At 66.2% G+C, this 13,863-nt stretch carries 18 protein-coding genes; 10 read left to right on the plus strand and 8 right to left on the minus strand.

All coding sequences use genetic code 11. The features are described 5' to 3' along the window. Positions 1–75 precede the first annotated feature (75 nt). Genes AC5RT3_RS02540 through AC5RT3_RS02550 form a run of 3 tightly spaced genes read left to right on the plus strand, consistent with a single transcriptional unit; the run spans position 76 to position 1,198 of the window. A complete protein-coding gene (locus AC5RT3_RS02540; protein ID WP_494051844.1) occupies positions 76–414 on the plus strand; it encodes a YnfA family protein in 339 nt (112 codons plus the stop codon). A 46-nt stretch (positions 415–460) separates the two neighbouring features. After that, positions 461–862 (plus strand): YidH family protein, encoded by a 402-nt coding sequence (locus AC5RT3_RS02545; protein ID WP_494051763.1) that lies wholly within the window; start codon positions 461–463, stop codon positions 860–862. Positions 863–865: 3 nt separating this feature from the next. Further along, positions 866–1,198, plus strand: a complete 333-nt coding sequence (locus AC5RT3_RS02550; RefSeq protein ID WP_494123416.1) for a DUF202 domain-containing protein — start codon at positions 866–868, stop codon at positions 1,196–1,198. Between the two features lie 22 nt (positions 1,199–1,220). Here the strand turns inward: AC5RT3_RS02550 and AC5RT3_RS02555 are convergent, their stop codons facing one another. Continuing rightward, positions 1,221–1,619, minus strand: a complete 399-nt coding sequence (locus tag AC5RT3_RS02555) for a hypothetical protein (protein ID WP_494051764.1) — start codon at positions 1,617–1,619, stop codon at positions 1,221–1,223. Between the two features lie 93 nt (positions 1,620–1,712). Here AC5RT3_RS02555 and AC5RT3_RS02560 point away from each other — a divergent pair, with 93 nt between their 5' ends. From AC5RT3_RS02560 to AC5RT3_RS02570, 3 genes are all read left to right on the plus strand, one after another. Then, positions 1,713–1,949, plus strand: a complete 237-nt coding sequence (locus AC5RT3_RS02560) for a DUF2630 family protein (protein WP_494009500.1) — start codon at positions 1,713–1,715, stop codon at positions 1,947–1,949. A gap of 66 nt (positions 1,950–2,015) precedes the next feature. After that, a complete protein-coding gene (locus tag AC5RT3_RS02565) occupies positions 2,016–2,810 on the plus strand; it encodes a carbon-nitrogen hydrolase family protein (RefSeq protein ID WP_494051765.1) in 795 nt (264 codons plus the stop codon). Between the two features lie 323 nt (positions 2,811–3,133). Then, a complete protein-coding gene (locus AC5RT3_RS02570; protein ID WP_494123417.1) occupies positions 3,134–4,456 on the plus strand; it encodes an ammonium transporter in 1,323 nt (440 codons plus the stop codon). A gap of 27 nt (positions 4,457–4,483) precedes the next feature. On the opposite strand, the gene AC5RT3_RS02575 is transcribed toward AC5RT3_RS02570, so the two are convergent. Then, complete coding sequence (locus tag AC5RT3_RS02575; protein WP_494123418.1) at positions 4,484–5,086, minus strand: PadR family transcriptional regulator; 603 nt, start codon at positions 5,084–5,086, stop codon at positions 4,484–4,486. Positions 5,087–5,268: 182 nt separating this feature from the next. On the opposite strand from AC5RT3_RS02575, the gene AC5RT3_RS02580 reads away from it, so the two are divergent. Together AC5RT3_RS02580 and AC5RT3_RS02585 are read left to right on the plus strand one after the other, a co-directional pair. Beyond that, on the plus strand, positions 5,269–7,440 hold the full coding sequence (locus AC5RT3_RS02580) for a transglycosylase domain-containing protein (protein WP_494123419.1): 2,172 nt from the start codon (positions 5,269–5,271) through the stop codon (positions 7,438–7,440). 44 nt (positions 7,441–7,484) lie between these two features. Continuing rightward, a complete protein-coding gene (locus AC5RT3_RS02585; protein WP_494123420.1) occupies positions 7,485–8,024 on the plus strand; it encodes a GNAT family N-acetyltransferase in 540 nt (179 codons plus the stop codon). Here AC5RT3_RS02585 and AC5RT3_RS02590 read toward each other — a convergent pair. Further along, positions 8,021–8,614: a DnaJ family domain-containing protein gene (locus AC5RT3_RS02590; protein ID WP_494123557.1), complete on the minus strand. Its 594-nt coding sequence runs from the start codon at positions 8,612–8,614 to the stop codon at positions 8,021–8,023. The two genes, AC5RT3_RS02585 and AC5RT3_RS02590, sit on opposite strands and share 4 nt — an antisense overlap. Positions 8,615–8,780: 166 nt before the next feature. Here AC5RT3_RS02590 and AC5RT3_RS02595 point away from each other — a divergent pair, with 166 nt between their 5' ends. Beyond that, on the plus strand, positions 8,781–9,314 hold the full coding sequence (locus AC5RT3_RS02595; RefSeq protein WP_494051771.1) for a PaaI family thioesterase: 534 nt from the start codon (positions 8,781–8,783) through the stop codon (positions 9,312–9,314). 43 nt (positions 9,315–9,357) lie between these two features. Here AC5RT3_RS02595 and AC5RT3_RS02600 read toward each other — a convergent pair whose 3' ends face one another. Continuing rightward, on the minus strand, positions 9,358–9,855 hold the full coding sequence (locus AC5RT3_RS02600) for an SRPBCC family protein (protein WP_494051772.1): 498 nt from the start codon (positions 9,853–9,855) through the stop codon (positions 9,358–9,360). 12 nt (positions 9,856–9,867) lie between these two features. Continuing rightward, on the minus strand, positions 9,868–10,200 hold the full coding sequence (locus AC5RT3_RS02605) for an ArsR/SmtB family transcription factor (RefSeq protein WP_494051773.1): 333 nt from the start codon (positions 10,198–10,200) through the stop codon (positions 9,868–9,870). Between the two features lie 102 nt (positions 10,201–10,302). Here AC5RT3_RS02605 and AC5RT3_RS02610 point away from each other — a divergent pair, with 102 nt between their 5' ends. Then, positions 10,303–11,055, plus strand: a complete 753-nt coding sequence (locus AC5RT3_RS02610; protein WP_494051774.1) for a type 1 glutamine amidotransferase family protein — start codon at positions 10,303–10,305, stop codon at positions 11,053–11,055. A gap of 13 nt (positions 11,056–11,068) precedes the next feature. Here AC5RT3_RS02610 and AC5RT3_RS02615 read toward each other — a convergent pair whose 3' ends face one another. From AC5RT3_RS02615 to AC5RT3_RS02625, 3 genes are all read right to left on the minus strand, one after another. Further along, a complete protein-coding gene (locus AC5RT3_RS02615) occupies positions 11,069–11,803 on the minus strand; it encodes a GAF and ANTAR domain-containing protein (RefSeq protein ID WP_494051775.1) in 735 nt (244 codons plus the stop codon). 91 nt (positions 11,804–11,894) lie between these two features. Further along, positions 11,895–12,806 carry a siderophore-interacting protein gene (locus AC5RT3_RS02620; protein WP_494123421.1) on the minus strand — a complete coding sequence of 304 codons (912 nt, stop codon included), beginning with the start codon at positions 12,804–12,806 and terminating at the stop codon, positions 11,895–11,897. Between the two features lie 8 nt (positions 12,807–12,814). Then, positions 12,815–13,825, minus strand: a complete 1,011-nt coding sequence (locus tag AC5RT3_RS02625; protein WP_494123422.1) for an ABC transporter substrate-binding protein — start codon at positions 13,823–13,825, stop codon at positions 12,815–12,817. Positions 13,826–13,863 lie beyond the last annotated feature (38 nt).

A 13,863-nucleotide genomic window follows, 5' to 3' on the forward strand; every position in this document is an offset into this window, starting at 1 on the left:
CCTGTCCCCAACCTCCGCGACCCCGGCGGCATTCCCGGCTGGCATGATGGCTGCGTGGGTACTCCTGACACGACACTGACCATCGGCAAGGCCGTCCTGCTGTTCGCCTTGGCCGCCGCAGCGGAAATTGGCGGGGCCTGGCTTGTGTGGCAATCCGTACGGGAAGGCAAGGACTGGTGGTGGGCAGGGCTGGGCGTCATCGCCCTGGGCGCCTACGGCTTTGTGGCCACCCTACAGCCGGACGCCCACTTCGGCCGGATCCTGGCAGCCTACGGGGGCGTGTTCGTTGCCGGTTCGCTCGCCTGGGGCATGGTCTTCGACGGTTTCCGGCCCGACCGCTGGGACATCGCCGGTTCCCTCATCTGCCTGCTGGGCGTGGCGGTGATCATGTTCGCACCACGGGGCGGCAGTTAGGAGCGGCAGTTAAAGGAGGTCCGGCCGCACCGCCTAAACTGGCACCGTGACCAACTCCCAGCCGGCATCCAGCGAACCTACGCCGCCGCGCGGAAAGATCGCCGAGCGGCTGCTGCCGGGCGGGGAGGAACCGGACCCCCGGTTCACCCTCGCCAATGAGCGCACCTTCCTTGCCTGGATCCGGACATCCCTGGCGCTGCTGGCGGGCGGGATCGCCATTGAGGCGTTCACCGCCGACCTGTTCCTGGAGCCGGTCCGCAAGGGCCTGGCCATAGTCCTGCTGCTGCTGGGCATGCTGCTCAGCGCCGGGGCGGCCGTACGGTGGCTCCGGGTGGAACGGAGCATGCGCAACAAAGCACCCCTGCCGCTGCCCCTCATTGTGCCGCTGCTTGCCGGGGCAGGCGCCCTGGCGGCCGCCGTCGTGCTTGTCTTCATCCTCTGGCGATGACCGATGGCACGTTCCCGCCCCGGCTCCCACGGTGATCCGGGCCTGCAGCCTGAACGAACCAGCCTTGCGTGGGGCCGCACCATGATGGCGCTGGTGACGGTCAGCGCGATTTTCCTGCGCTGGCTTCCGGTGCACGGATTCCCCATCCTGCTGCTGTTCGCCGTTTCCTCGGCTGCCGCCCTGGCCATCTACCTCACCCAGCGCCGGCGTTACAGCACCAGCTCCCGCGGCATAGCCAGGGAACGTGTCGACGCCGACATCACCGCGGTGCTGTGGACGGCTTTCGCGGGGGTTGTGCTGGGCGGCCTGGGCATCGGCGTGGTCCTCGCCGCTTAGCTGCCGGCCGCCGGGCACCCTTTCAGAACATCGGCAGGACAAAACCGGCCAGCAGGGCCACGGCCCCGATGCCGGTCAGCACACGCCCCAGCACCGCAGCCGTCCGGCCGGCCTCCTCCGGCTCCACGGTCTGCCACTGGGTGGGACGCTTGGGATGGTAGTAAATGGGCAGCGTATCGCCCTCGGATAGGTGCTTGATGTCATGGGGCGACATGGGTGCCCGGTGCATCTGCTGCTTCCGGTCCAGCCAGCGGAAACCCACGCCGGTGCTGTCCGAGTACACCACGGCGTCGGCCACTGCCCATGGGTGCACGAAGCGGCGGAGGAATCCTGTGTAGAACAGCAGGCCCAGGCCGGTGGGCAGGCACATCCAGGTCAGCATTTCCAGGATTGGACCTGCCATATCAAGCACAGTGGGCATGAACCTGATGGTACCGCGCAGGGGGTGGTGGGTTCTGCAGCGACTACGTACCCTGAGGGGACCGGAGGGACAGGCAAGGGAAAGAGGGAAATAATGAACGATCAGGACATTTTGGCGCGCATCCAGGCCCTGGTGGAGGAGGAGCATTCCCTGCGCGAGGCGGCCGGTGACGGACAGGTGCCGGACCAGGCCCGGCTCAGGCAGGTGGAGGAAAGCCTGGACCAGTGCTGGGACCTGCTGCGCCAGCGCAGGGCGAAGTCGGACTCCGGGGAGAACCCCAATGAGGCCGAACCGAGGCCCGTCAGCGAGGTGGAGGGCTACAAGCAGTAGCTCGATAAGCTGGGAATGTCCCCCCGCTCGGCGCACCTGCCTGCGGCACCAGATTGGAGTTCTTCCATGCGTCTTGCAGTCGCCCAGATCATCAGCAGCGCCGATCCGGCGGCCAACCTGGAGCTGATCCGGGACTATGCCGCACAGGCCAAGGCGGCCGGCGCGGAACTGGTGGTCTTCCCCGAGGCGGCGATGCGGGCCTTCGGCCACTCCCTGAAGGACATTGCGGAACCGCTGGACGGCCCGTGGGCCGACAAAGTCAGGGGTATCGCCAGGGAACTCCAGATTGTGATTGTGGCGGGGATGTTCACCCCCGGGAAGGACGGCCGGGTCCGCAACACCCTGCTGGTGACCGGCCCCGGCGTGGACACGTCCTACGACAAGGTCCACCTCTTCGACGCCTTCGGCTTCACCGAATCCAAGACCGTGGACGCCGGGGAAAGCCCCGTCACGTTCGAGGTGGACGGAACCGTCTTCGGCCTGGCCACGTGCTACGACGTCCGGTTCCCGGCCCTGTTTACGGCCAATGCGAAGGCCGGCGCCCAGGTGAATATCGTGTGCGCCTCCTGGGGTGCCGGTGAAGGCAAGGCGGAACAGTGGGACCTCCTGGTCCGCGCCCGGGCACTGGACAGCACCACCTTCGTCGTCGCCTGCGGCCAGGGCGACCCCGAGACCACCGGCGCAGGACCGGCCGGCAGCGCGCCCACCGGAATCGGCCACAGCGCCGTCATCTCCCCGCTGGGCTCCACCCTGGCATCGCTTGGTGGCAAGCCAGAACTCGCCGTCGTGGACATCGATCCCTCCACGGTTGAGGACGTACGCGCCAAGCTCCCGGTCCTCACCAACGCCCGGCAGTTCTAGCCCACGGCAGTGAGCCGCCGTTCACGGGCAGGAAACGTGGCGGCGGAAGCGTACGACGGCGTTCCTCACCTTTTCCCCCGGACCTACCCCGCCATTGGGGCGCGCGAGAGCCGCCCGCCCCATTCTCGGCACAGCCCGGAGGGCGCCGGTTAACACAGCTGAAACATCTTCGACACGCGAACTTCACGCGGAAGCGATTTGCGTAACCTCGCCGCAACTTGCCGGGGCAGTAACCGAAACACAGGCAACGAAAGATTGGTCCCCGGGGGAATTGCCGGGACGTCAGAACCGTCCCGGGAGGATCTTGCGCGAAGGGACCGCCGGTGGAAATTTCTGCCCAACACGTCTGGCTAATGATGTCGGCCGCGATGGTACTGCTGATGACTCCGGGACTGGGTCTTTTCTACGGCGGCATGACGCGCGCCAAAGCCGCCCTCAACATGATCATGATGAGTTTCATCTCCGCCGGCATCGTCGGGGTGGTGTGGGTGCTGTGGGGCTACTCCATGACCACCGGGGACGGCGTGCTGGGCTTCTTCGGCAACCCCTTCACCAGCTTCGGGCTCCAGAACCTGATGGGCTCCCCGGACCTGATCAAGGCCGGCTTCAGCTCCACGTTCGCCATCATTACCGTGGCCCTGATCAGCGGTGCCATCGCCGACCGGGCGAAGTTCGGCGCCTGGGCGTTGTTCGTGCCGCTCTGGATCACGGTGGTCTACTGCCCCCTCGCCTACATGATCTGGGGCGGCGGGCTCCTGAGCCCTGGCGGCGCCCTCACCGCGGTCTTCGGCCAGGTCATCGATTTCGCCGGCGGCGCCGTGGTGGAGATCAGCTCCGGAACAGCGGCCCTGGTCCTCGCCCTCATCGTCGGGCAGCGGCACGGCTTCGCCAAGGACTCGAACCACCGCCCGCACAACGTGCCCTTCATCATGCTGGGTGCGGCCATCCTCTGGTTCGGCTGGTTCGGTTTCAACGGCGGCGCTGCCACCACCGCCGAACAGGCAGGCCTGATCTGGGTCAACACGCTGGTGACCCCGGCCGCGGCCATGCTCAGCTGGTTGGTCACGGAAAAGATCCGGCACGGCCACCCCACATCCCTGGGGGCGGCATCAGGTGTGGTGGCCGGACTCGTGGCCATCACCCCGTCCTGCGCCAACATCAGCCCGGTGGCCGCAATCGGCCTGGGCCTGGTGGCCGGTGCCGCCTGCGCCGTCTTCGTTGACCTCAAGTACCGGTTCGGACTGGATGACTCCCTGGATGTAGTGGGCGTCCACCTTGGTGCCGGGCTCATCGGCACCCTGGCACTTGGCTTCATTGCCCTGCCCGTTGACGGCCAGGGCGGCGGGCTCTTCTACGGCGGCGGCATCCAGCAGCTCATCGCCCAGATGGCGGCCGTCGTCGTCACCATGCTGCTCTCCGGACTCGGCACCCTGGTCATCGCCCGGGCCATCAACAAGACCATCGGGTTCCGGGTCAGCCACGAAGCGGAGACTGCGGGCGTGGACCTGTCCGAGCACGCAGAGAGCGCCTACGCCTTCGGTCAGCTGGGCGCCGGGCTCAACCCGCTGCGGCCCGGTTCTGCCGAACTCCATGGCACAACCAAGGACGCTGTCATGCGGAGGGCCAAGGAGGATGCGTTCGCCTAGGGTGTCGGCGCCGCCGGGCTTCCCTACCTAGTCCGCCAGGATTTTGTACAGGGCACGGCGGGTTTCATCCAGCTTTTCGATCGCCGCTGCACGCTGCTCCTCCGAGACGCCGCTGCGGAACTGGTGGATAACGCCCATCAGCTTGCCGATGCTCTGGTGGAATTCCCGGTCCGAGCTGTCCGGACCGGCATTCCATGCGTTCTCCATCTCCTCGGCGTGCTCTGCAACGTAGGCCCTGCCGGCGTCGCCCAGGGCAAACTCGGTGCCGCGCCCTTCGCTCAGCGGCTCGATGAGGCCCTCGTCCACGAGCTGCTGCAGCGTCGGGTAGATGGAGCCGGGGCTCGGGCGCCACGCGCCGTCCGTCTTTTCGGCGATGGTCTTGATCAAGCCGTAACCATTCGACGGCGATTCGGCTAGGAGCGAGAGGATGGCTGCGCGGACATCACCGCGGTTTGCTCGCCTCGACCCGCGGCCAAATCCTGGGCCGAAGCCTGGGCCGAAACCGGGTCCAAAGACTGGGCCAAATCCGCCGCCGCGGTGGCCGTGCGGCCCGCGGCGGCCCCTACCCCGCTCAAACCTGCCCCTGCCGACATCGCGGTGGGGGAATTTTTCGTCAGAAATGCCTTTCATGGTGGCTCGTCCTTCCAAAGGATCATTATCTTCACTAACCTATTCAGCGATAGTTAACGATATGTTGGTAGCTATCGGCCCGTCAAGGGCGAAGTGTGACCAAATCCTGACCTGCCGGGCTATGGAAGACCCTCTTACCCGGGCGTAGTCTTTTCACACCTCCAAGCTCCGAGGGCTGAAAAATGGTGAAAAAAAGGAAGCGCAGGCGCGGTAAAGGCAGCGCCGTGGGACGACTCCTGGGGTTCCTGGCCGCGTCTGCCATGTGCGGTGTCCTGGTGGCGAGCCTGGTGGTCCCGGCAGTAGCTGCCGCAGGATTCGGCGTCAGCAACTCCATCGGGTTCTTTGAAAGCCTGCCCGAGGAACTGACCGTGCAGCCGCCGTCGCAATCCACCAAGGTGCTGACGTCCGACGGCCAGCCGATTGCCACGTTCTATGCGGAGAACCGGGTCCGGATCCCGCTGGACCAGATGTCGCCGTACATCAAGGACGCCGTCATCGCCATCGAGGACAGCAGGTTCTACGACCATGCCGGCGTGGACCCGCAGGGCATCCTCCGGGCTGTGGTGGCCAACCTGACCAAGGGCGACCAGCAGGGTGCTTCAACCATCACCCAGCAGTACGTCACCAATGTCATCAACGAGTCGCGGGTGTCCCAGGACCGGCCCGACGAGGTGGTCCTCAGCGGCCAGAAGGACATGGGCGACAAGCTGCGCGAGATGAAGCTGGCCATAGCCCTGGAGAAGAAGTTCAGCAAGGAGCAGATCCTTGAGGGCTACCTGAACATTGTGTTCTTCAACAGTGACGCCTACGGTGTCGAGGCCGCCGCGCGCTATTTCTTCAGCACCACCGCCAAGGACCTTAACCTCCCCCAGGCGGCCCTGCTGGCCGGGCTGGTGAACAGTCCCACGTTCTACAACCCGGCGCTCAACCCGGACAATTCCATGGCCCGCCGCAACCAGGTTTTGGGCGAGATGCGCAACCTCGGCATGATCACCCAGGCTGAGCACGACCAGGCGGTTGCCACCCCGATTGAACTCAAGATCAGTCCGGAGCGCCAGGGCTGCGCGAACGCCACCATGGCCCCGTACTTCTGCGACTACATTTCGCACCTGATCCTGAACAATCCTGCGTTCGGGCAGAACGAGGCCGAACGCCAGCGCAAACTGTACCGCGGGGGCCTGACCATCATCACCACTCTGGACAGCCGGTTGCAGGCCGCTGCCCAGGCGCAGGTGGACGGCACGGCCGGGGCCAACCCCGACCGGTGGGGCGCCGCGCTGGTCACGGTCCAGCCGGCAACCGGCAAGATCCTGGCAATGGCCCAGAACACGGTGTTCCTGGCAGAGCCGGGAAAGTTCGACACCCACCTGAACTTCAATGTGGACGCCAAGGACCCCCAGGGCAACAACCTGAACGGTGCGGGCGGGTTCCAGACGGGTTCCACCATGAAGCCGTTCACGTTTGCCCAGTGGCTGAACGAGGGTAAGCCGCTGACCGCGGAGGTGGACGCCTCACGCCGCGTCTACCCGCTGGGCTTCCCGTGGCGGTCGAGCTGCGGCAAGGTGCTGGGCGCCTACAGTACGGCGCAGAACAACCCTGAGCTGGGCGCCGCGGATGACCTGCAGAACGCCGAAGAGGGCTTCTACCGGAAGATGGCCATCAACTACGGCCTGTACAACTCCATCAACACGGCCACCTTCGCATCAGCCACGCAGCTGGATTTCTGCGGCATCCAGAAGATGGTGGACAGCGTGGGCCTGCACAACGGGCTGGACGGGTCACCGATCAACATGCACCAGCTGGGCAACCTGCTCGGTGCCACCAACGTGGCTCCGCTGCATATGGCGAACGCTTTCGCGACCTTCGCCAATGACGGCCGCTACTGCACCCCGATCGCGCTGGTGGAGATCACGGATGCCGCCGGCGGCAAGCTGCCGGCGCAGAATGTCGAGTGCCGGGATGCCGTAAAGCCCGACGTGGCGCGGGGCGTCAATTCGGTGCTGCAGGACGTGCTGGTAAGGGGATCGGGTTTCTGGATCAATCCCAAGGTCCATGACAAGTGGCCCACGGCCGCCAAGACCGGAACGTCCAACAACAATGGGGCCACCTGGATCGTCGGCTACACCACCGGACTATCCACCGCATCCTTCTTCGGAGACCCCCTGGAAAGCCAGAAGCGCCCCGGCCAGAACGTCACCATCAACGGGACGTTCTACCCCCGGCTCGACGGCTACATGATTGCAGGACCACAGTGGGCCAACTACATGCTGAAGGCGGCGCCGCTGTACCCGGCAGCGCCCTTCCCTGGCCCTCCCCCATCGATGATCGGACCCAATCCGACACCCAAGCCCTGATTCCACGCCAAACCTCAGTCATCCCGAGGGCCCTGCCTGCCACAATGAACGGCGTGAAGAGCCTCGAAACTGAGCGGCTGGTCCTCCGCCAGTGGGAGCCGGCGGATGCCACTTTTGTGCTGGATCTCTACTCCCGTTGGGAGGTGCAGCAGTTCATCGGCAATCCGCCCGAGGTCATGACGGACCTGGCGCAGGCGGAGGAACGGATCCGCGTGTGGCGGGCGATGGACCACCCCGTCCATGGAGTCTGGGCCGTTCAAATCAAAGACGCCGGGGAGTTGGCCGGCACGCTGCTCCTGAAGTCCATCCCGGCGTCGGGCGGCTCCCTTCCCCCGCAGCCTTCCGGGGACACTGAGATCGGCTGGCACTTCCACCCCGATTTCTGGGGCAACGGCTACGCGAGCGAGGCCGCGGCCGCGGTCCTCGCCTACGCCTTCGAAAGCGGCCTGCAGAAGGTAGTGGCAGTGACGGCTCCGGCCAACACTGCCTCACAGAGGGTGTGCACCCGGATTGGGCTGGTCCACAAGGGGCAGACCGGGCGCTACTACAACGCCCTCTGCGAGCTGTTCGAGCGGACTGCCTAACCCGCGCCCTTCCACAGCTTCTGCCACCACGAACGCGGCGCTTGCGGCGGCGGCGGTGGCTCGACGGTCCGGGAGGCCCGCCGTTGCCGCCAGCGGACCACTTCCTCCTCGACCTCCCGGAGCTTGGTGACGACCGGCGGTCCGCCCTGCAGCTGCCGCCGCGCATCGATGACCCGGCGGTTGAAGTCCTGCAGGATGTCGCGGACCTGCTGTTCCGTGTACTGGGCGTCAAGCTTGGCGTCCAGCTCGGCGTCCTCAGTGCGCAGGAGGATGGCCGGCGGGCCAAGGCCGCTGATGTTCTCGCGCTGGAGCAGGCCCTTGACCCACCAGTCGGGGTCATACGATTCACCCAGCCCCGGGATGGGCTTGCCGGCGTACTTGAGGTTGTCGAACTTGCCCTGGGCCATGGCATCCCGGATCAGGTAGTCCGTCCTGGCGGCATCGCCCACCTTGCGGCGCTTTTCCCGTTCCTTGGCTTCAAGGGCATCAAGGGCGGCTTCCTCTTCGGCGCTGATGCCGGCTCCCCGGTAGGACCGCACCTCGGCGGCGCGCTCCAGCCGCTTCCGGAATTCTCCTGACCCGCTGTTCACCCTGTCCACCGCCCTTCAATCCCCTTCTTCAAGTATTTCGGAAGCCCCTCGGAGGGTTCAACGCCTGCGCTGGACGGGATGGCAGGAGAGGGCCGAACGCCCTGCCGGCTAACCCCGGCAGCGCCTAAGCTGGCACACAAAGGCGGCCACGGCGGAGGAGAAGCCCATGGACACCAGCGGGCAGGCGGAACGCTCGGAGACCTTCAGCTGGACGGACCCGAAAGTGGGTCTGGAGCACTTGCCGACCATGTCCGGGCTGGACTTCCTGTCCGGCATGCGGGACGGCAGCATTCCGCGACCGCCCATGGCTTCGCTGATGAACCTGCGCCTGGTGGCGGTTGAACACGGGCGGGTGGAGTTCGAGTGCCGGCCGGCCGAGGCACACTACAACCCGCTGGGTGTGGTGCACGGCGGCCTGGCGTGCACCCTGCTGGACACCGTGGTGGGGTGCGCGGCGCACAGCACGCTGGCTGCCGGCTTCGGCTACACGTCCATTGACCTCTCGGTCAGCTATCTCCGCCCCATTACGCTGCAGCATGCCGTCCTGCGCGCCGAAGGATCGGTGGTGAAGTCGGGGTCCCGGGTCATCTTTGCCGAGGGCCGCGTCTTCGCTCCGGACGGCGGCCCGCTGGCCACCGCCACCAGTTCGCTGCTGGTTTTCGCCGCCGCCGCGCCACAACAGGCGGCACCCAACGCATAGCGTACGACGGCGGGAGGTCCCGCCGTCGTACGCTTTCCTTTCGTCAGGCGTTGGCGTGCTCCGCGAGGATCGCATCGATCTGGCCGACTGCTTCCCTCATGCCCTCCATCATGCCCATGGCCACCATCTGTTCCAGCTGTTCTTCGGACTCGAACGTGGACAGGATGGTCATCCGGGTCCGCTCCCCCAGCGGTTCGATCGTGACCAGGGCGTGCGAGGTGCCATGCTCGCCAGTGGGGTTGCCATCGCTGTCCGCGAAGCCGTCGTTGAATTCCAGCTGCCGCGGCGCTTCAATGGCGGTGAACTCCCACCAGCCGTGGAACTTCTCCCCCTCGGGGCTTGTCATGTAGTAGTTGGCCTTGCCGCCCGGCACGAACTCGTGCTTGTGGAACGTGGCCGGGTACGTGGGCGGACCCCACCAGCGCTCAAGCTGGCGCGGGTCCTCCCAGAGCTGCCAGACCCGATCCACGCCGGCATCAAACTCGGCAACGAGCGTCATGCTCAGGGCCTCGGGATTCTTGACCATACTGATGACTGTCATGGCAATGCCTTCCTAACCTTCAGTGAGAATGTGGGCCATCCGGGCGGCACGCTGCCGCCAGATTTGTTCGTATTCGTCGAGCAGCCGCCGGGCTTTCTGCAGGCCTTCATGATCACCCCGCACAATCTGCTCCCTTCCGCGCCTTTCCTTGGTGACCAGGGAAGCGCGCTCCAACACCGCCACATGCTTCTGGACTGCGGCGAAACTCATGGCGTAGAGGGCCGCGAGACCCGAGACCGAGTACTCGCCCACTGTCACGCGCCGAACAATGTCCCGGCGGGTGGAATCGGCGAACGCCTGGAAGAGGCGGTCCAGTTCGGAATCACGGAGCTTATCTACAACCATTTGGTTGTACGATATTCCCGTCCCGGGCGCGGGTCAAGGGGTTTTTCCCCCTCTTCTGCGCCGTCCGCACAACGCCCGGGCCCGGCGGGTAGGTTGAAGCGCATGAGCATTTTCCTCGCCGGTGCCGGGCCGGACCCGTTGGCCTTTCCCGAAGTGTTTGACCGCTTTGCCGCGGAAGTGTCACAGAAACCGGGCGCTGCCCGCTCCGCGAGGATTGCCGTGGTGGTCCATGACCAGGCCGGCAACCCCGCTGGCCTGCTGGCCGAGTATGTTGAGCCGCTGCGTGCACGGCTGCCGTTCGAGCTGGTTCCGGTGCTCCTTGGCGAGGTGCGGTCCGCGGACCCGGCGCTGTTCGACGGCGTGGATGCGGTGGTGGTGGGCGGCGGACTGACCCCGGCCTACCTGGCGGGTCTTCATCCCGCGATGCCGGCACTTACCCGCATTGTTGCCGGCGGCGCTTCCTACCTTGGCTTTTCCGCGGGCGCCATGGTGGCACCGGCGCAGGCACTGATCGGCGGCTACCGGGTGCATGGCATCGAGGTGTGCGGTGAAGAGTGCTCGGAAGGACTGGACGCGCTGGACATCCGCGAGGGTCTTGGCCTTGCCCCCTTTGCCGTGGACGTCCATGCGGCGCAGGCCGGAACACTTGGCCGGGCTGTCGGTGCCGTGGCGGCAGGCCTGGTGGCGAGGGCTGTTGCCATTGACGAAAGCACGGCCCTCATCCTGCCCGCGGCGGGCTCGGAGGACTTCGAGGTGATCGGCAGCGGCAACTGCTGGGATGTGCGGGGACGGGGGTCAGGCGACGCAAACGCGGCCGGCGGATCCGCCGTCGTCTCTGTCCTGCGGGCGGGCTGACAGCGGGCTGCCGCTACCCGTCGAAGTGGGTCTGGATGTTGTTGCCGGACAGTTGTTCGATCAGTTCGGCGGCAACGTCACGCAGCTTGCGGTTCCGGTTGCTGGAGACCTTGGTAAGAATGTCCATGGCTTCGGCCTGGGAGCAGCGGTTCTGCGCCATGATGACACCGCAGGCCAGATTGATGGCGGTCCTGCTCTGCAAGGCTGCTTCGAGGTCCTCCGCCCGGTTCTGGGCAGTGTTGATCCGGACGGAGAGATTCAGTGTGTTGTGGGCGGCCGCGGCGAATCCCAAAGCCTTGTCATAGACGTCCGCGTTGAAGGCGCGCGGTTTTGCAGCGAAGAAATTGAGGGCCGCACGGGAGTCCCCGCTGATTTCCAGCGGCACCCCCAGACTGCTGTGCACGCCGTGCTCCTTGAACTTCTGATTCAACTCCGGCCACCGGGGGTCCTCGGAAACGTCATCGATTATCACCGGGGACATCTCGCGCAGTGCTTTGATGCAAGGACCATCGCCCAACGCCTGCTCTATACGGTCAAGCTCCACGGCCCGCGGACTGCTCCCGGCAGCCGTGGCAGGCCTGCGCCGCAGCTTGAGGGTGACCGCGCATTCAATCTGGTCGTTGGCCGCTTCCGATACCGCGGCTGCCGCCAAGCCGGAAAGTCCGGAGAGGAATTCCACCGCGTTCTCGGCGCCCACCAGGACTTCCTGCAGCTGCAGTACTGACTCGTTATCCGCGGAAGTCGACATGGGCCCATCTTACTGTCCGCCGGGAAAAGGCGCCGCCCCTTTGTGGGCTCAAGGGATCCCGCCTTACCTGCTTCGACGAACAGTTCCGGGTTCAGGGCTTGGGCACGGGAATCCCGTTGACGCCCGAGCCGGCCTTGCCAAGGCTCCAGTAGCCCCGGAACTCCGACGCCCTGGGGTCCACGCCCGAATCCGTGAGGCACCGGCGGAGGGATTTAACAGTTGCCGCTTCGGCGCCCACCCAGGCATAGGGGTATCCGGCGTTGGCGCCGGAGGCAACTGCCTGCTGCACAGCCTTTACGAGCCGGACACCGCGCGGCACGGCGCCGGAGCCGCGATGGAGCCAGATGACCCGCACCCCGCTTTGTGTGGCGAGCGGAAGGACGTCCGCGGCGTCGGGGACTTCCAGGAAGGCGTGTCCGCCGATCTGCGGCAAAAGTGCTTCGAGGATGGAACTGATGGCGGGAACCGCAGTTTCATCCCCCGCGAGCAGGACCCGTTCCGACCGGCCGGGGTGCCAGTTGATCCCGGCCTCGGGCAAGGGGGTGGCGGCTGTCACCGCCGTGATATCCGGGCCCACGAACCAGGCCGGGCAGCCCGCGGCTGCCTCCGCCGCCCAAGCGGATCCCGGCCCCGCTTGGTTCCCCGGTCCCCGGTGCAGGACAAAGTCGACGTCGACTTCCGGGCATGAGGGGGTCCGGCGCAGCGCCCGGACCGTGTAGCTGCGGATGAAGCCGCGGCCGGGCTGGTCCTGCCGGAGCCAGTCCTGGTACCAGCCCGTTTGGAGGACGCCGTTCGCACCGCCTGGGAGCTGCAGGGGATGGCCGGGGGTGGGCAGCAGCAGCTTGATGCGGAGGTCAAGGGTGGGCCCCGGCACACCGAAGTCCAGCAGGGAAGGACCGGTTAACGTGACGCGGCGGAAGTGCGGGGACAGGTCCCGCACTTCCGCCACCACTGCTTCGAACACCCGCACAGGGTGCCCGGAAACCGGTGCTGAAGCAGCCATCAGGGGCATTACGGCAGCTGGGGATCCACGCCGTAGTGGTTGGCCAGCTCGGTGATCACGGCGTGGGCGCCCTGGATGCTGACCGACGCCAGGAACGTGGCGTCGTCAACGTTCTTGACCTCGCCCTGCAGCCGCTGCCACAGCGGGTTGGACTGGAAGGCCTCCTGCTGTGCGCGGGCCTTGTCGCCCTCGGCGCCGGCGGGGGTGAAGGCGCTGACCATCACCAGGCCGGCGTCGCCCTGCAGGATCTGCTCGGCGGAGAGCGGGACGAAGATCTCCTTGTCGCTGTCCGGCTGGTCCTTGGGCCGCGGGATGTTCATGTCCGCCATGATCTCGCCGATGAAGGAATTCGAGGAGTACAGGCGTGCGGTGTCACCGCCGGTGAAGCGGATCAGCGAGTAGGTGGCGTCCGGCTTCTTTGCCAGGATCTCGGCGCCGACCTTTGCCGCACGGTCCTCGTAGGCCTTGACCAGTTCCTCGGCTTTGGCCTTCTTGCCCAGTGCCTCACCGAGGAAAACAACGTTCTCCTTCCAGGTGGGACCGGTGCTCACGGAGAAGATGGTGGGCGCGATCTTGGACAGCTGCGAGTAGAGCGCCTCGTGGCGGACCTTCGCGGACACGATCAGGTCCGGCTGCAGTTCCAGGATCTTTTCCAAGTTGGGTTCGGCCAGGGTTCCAACGTTCACCGCATCCTTGGTGGCATCGGCAACGTCGCCGAGGTAAGGGGCGAAGGGGGCCTTGGGGTCCTGCCGGTACTGCACGTAGCCCACCAGGTCAGCCTCGAGCAGGAGCGCCGCGTCGATGTAGCTGGGGTCAAGCGCAACTACGCGCTTCGGGACCTCTTCGATGGTGGTCGAGCCCATGGTGTGTTCCATGGTCAGCGGGAATCCGGCGGCCTCGGCAGCGGCGGTGGTGGCGGTGCTGCTGGTGGTGGCGGCCGGGGAGCCGCAGGCCGCTGTGGCCAGGAGGACCACGCCGGCGGCGGCAGCAGTGAGCTGCCTGGAGATGCGAGTTTTCACGGGGATGCCTTCATAAACGGAACGGGTCTGCGACGCAT

The organism is Arthrobacter sp. Y3221159, assembly GCF_059089885.1.

What these genes read in the sequence shown, in the direction of transcription:
- AC5RT3_RS02550 (WP_494123416.1), top strand. Translation starts at nt 866, where the DNA reads ATGGCACGTTCCCGCCCCGGCTCCCACGGTGATCCGGGCCTGCAGCCT.
- AC5RT3_RS02555 (WP_494051764.1), bottom strand. Translation starts at nt 1,619, where the DNA reads ATGCCCACTGTGCTTGATATGGCAGGTCCAATCCTGGAAATGCTGACC.
- AC5RT3_RS02560 (WP_494009500.1), top strand. Translation starts at nt 1,713, where the DNA reads ATGAACGATCAGGACATTTTGGCGCGCATCCAGGCCCTGGTGGAGGAG.
- AC5RT3_RS02565 (WP_494051765.1), top strand. Translation starts at nt 2,016, where the DNA reads ATGCGTCTTGCAGTCGCCCAGATCATCAGCAGCGCCGATCCGGCGGCC.
- AC5RT3_RS02575 (WP_494123418.1), bottom strand. Translation starts at nt 5,086, where the DNA reads ATGAAAGGCATTTCTGACGAAAAATTCCCCCACCGCGATGTCGGCAGG.
- AC5RT3_RS02580 (WP_494123419.1), top strand. Translation starts at nt 5,269, where the DNA reads ATGGTGAAAAAAAGGAAGCGCAGGCGCGGTAAAGGCAGCGCCGTGGGA.
- AC5RT3_RS02585 (WP_494123420.1), top strand. Translation starts at nt 7,485, where the DNA reads ATGAACGGCGTGAAGAGCCTCGAAACTGAGCGGCTGGTCCTCCGCCAG.
- AC5RT3_RS02595 (WP_494051771.1), top strand. Translation starts at nt 8,781, where the DNA reads ATGGACACCAGCGGGCAGGCGGAACGCTCGGAGACCTTCAGCTGGACG.
- AC5RT3_RS02600 (WP_494051772.1), bottom strand. Translation starts at nt 9,855, where the DNA reads ATGACAGTCATCAGTATGGTCAAGAATCCCGAGGCCCTGAGCATGACG.
- AC5RT3_RS02605 (WP_494051773.1), bottom strand. Translation starts at nt 10,200, where the DNA reads ATGGTTGTAGATAAGCTCCGTGATTCCGAACTGGACCGCCTCTTCCAG.
- AC5RT3_RS02610 (WP_494051774.1), top strand. Translation starts at nt 10,303, where the DNA reads ATGAGCATTTTCCTCGCCGGTGCCGGGCCGGACCCGTTGGCCTTTCCC.
- AC5RT3_RS02615 (WP_494051775.1), bottom strand. Translation starts at nt 11,803, where the DNA reads ATGTCGACTTCCGCGGATAACGAGTCAGTACTGCAGCTGCAGGAAGTC.
- AC5RT3_RS02620 (WP_494123421.1), bottom strand. Translation starts at nt 12,806, where the DNA reads ATGGCTGCTTCAGCACCGGTTTCCGGGCACCCTGTGCGGGTGTTCGAA.